Annotated in this window: 1 protein-coding gene; it reads left to right on the forward strand. The window is 33.4% G+C overall.

Going from position 1 to position 1510, the window contains the following annotated elements; genetic code table 11:
* Positions 1–425: 425 nt before the first annotated feature.
* Positions 426–1319: a patatin-like phospholipase family protein gene (locus AO843_RS23710; RefSeq protein WP_054613503.1), complete on the forward strand. Its 894-nt coding sequence runs from the start codon at positions 426–428 to the stop codon at positions 1317–1319.
* The last annotated feature ends 191 nt before the right edge of the window (positions 1320–1510 follow it).

Genomic DNA, 1510 nt, shown 5'->3' on the forward strand with positions numbered 1-1510 from the left:
ACCGAACACGGAAGTTAAGCTCTTTAGCGCCGATGGTAGTTGGGGGCTTCCCCCTGTGAGAGTAGGACATCGCTAGGCAACCAAAACAGTCAGCTGTGTGCTGGCTGTTTTTTATTTCATACATAAAATATCTCTTTGAATTTGTTATGTAGATTTCTACTCATTTTGTAGAATAAATCTATGAAGGGTGCGAAGAAGCTTACAATTGAAATTATCTAACCAGTGATTTACTTTGCATAATAACCTCTCATCTTTAACTAAATTTTCCCCTTCTACTATCTAAGAAACCCAAGCATTATCCTCAACACTATAATAGTTCCTTCTTCATCAATAGTTTTGTTTCGACAATAAAATACAAATTTTAGTTCTAATCGTCTTTTTCCATTCCTATAATGTAAAGATTACGTGAAAAAGGAGAGGGAATATTGTGGATTGATGGTGTGTTTTCTGGTGGAGGTTTGAAGGGCTTTGCACTGGTTGGAGCATATCAAGTACTAGAAGCTGAAAATTTCCGTTTTAAACGTGTGGCTGGTACAAGTGCAGGAGCTATTTTAGCGGCGTTTATTGCTGCAGGATATAGCGGTAGAGAAATTGAAATCATGCTAGAAGAGTTAGATGTACCTTTATTACTAGATCCTAGAAGAACAATATTACCTTTCCCTTTTATGAAATGGATAAATGTTTATAACCATTTAGGTTTGTATAAAGGAAAAGCACTAGAAAAGTGGTTCTTCAAAAAATTAGCCGAAAAAGGAGTGTACACTTTTGGAGATTTGCCTAAAGATTCACTAAAGTTAGTAGCTTCAGATTTAACCAATGGTAGAATGATTGTTTTACCGGATGATTTACACAAATATCAACTAGATGCTAAGAATTTTTCGGTTGCTTGTGCGTTACGTATGAGCTGTGGCATACCATTCTTCTTTGAACCAGTAACATTAAAGACAGGGAAAGGTGAATCAGTCATTGTAGACGGGGGTGTTTTAAGTAATTTTCCTTTATGGATTTTTGATGATAGAGAGGGAAGAAAGGTACGACCCATTTTAGGGCTTAAATTAAGCAGGCGGAGAGAGGAGCAATGTCCTCATGAAATAAAAAATGGTTTGAATTTATTTGAAGCGCTATTTTCAACTATGAAAGATGCACATGATGAAAGGTATATTTCAAGAAGACATGAAAGAGATATTATTTTTATTCCTGTAGAAGATTACAGTGCTACACAATTTGATTTAAATGAAGAAACAAAAGAAGCACTCTTAGAAATAGGAAGAAACCGTACTATTCAATTTTTGCGAAATTGGCCTCGATTTAAATTATAAAAAAACATTTTTAAAAACTATTGACCATTAATAACAAGCATGTTATTATAAAAAAGTTGCTGTTGAGTTATGCAACTACTAAAATATAAAAATAAAATAACTGTTTGACAAATAATATAGAACATGTTATTATATAAAAGTTAGCTCTTAACAAAAGAGAAAACATAAAATGAACCTTGAAAACTGAACAA

Source organism: Lysinibacillus sp. ZYM-1, from assembly GCF_001308875.1.
Classification (GTDB): Bacteria; Bacillota; Bacilli; order Bacillales_A; family Planococcaceae; genus Lysinibacillus.